The 220-nt window shown below is 60.5% G+C and carries 1 protein-coding gene; it reads left to right on the top strand.

Features of this window, described 5'->3' with window-relative positions:
* Positions 1-220 (top strand): NADH-quinone oxidoreductase subunit C (locus tag FDX22_RS00620; RefSeq protein WP_186805269.1); only part of this gene is annotated, 220 nt, incomplete at both ends.

The raw sequence follows: 220 nt of genomic DNA, 5'->3' as shown, positions 1-220 counted from the left end.
GGAGCAGGGCACCAAATGCTGGATAACTGTCCGAGTTGAAGTCGATGCCAACAAGCTGGAGTTCCCGTCCGTCACGCCGCGCGTTCCGGCTGCGGTCTGGGGCGAGCGCGAAGTGCGCGATATGTACGGTTTGATCCCGGTTGGTTTGCCGGATGAGCGTCGTCTGGTACTGCCCGATGACTGGCCGGACGAACTCTATCCGCTGCGTAAAGACAGCATG

The organism is Citrobacter sp. TBCS-14, from assembly GCF_005280805.1.
Lineage (GTDB): Bacteria > Pseudomonadota > Gammaproteobacteria > Enterobacterales > Enterobacteriaceae > Citrobacter > Citrobacter gillenii.
Note: the sequence above shows the minus strand (reverse complement) of the source record. Positions and strands in the feature narration are given on the sequence as shown.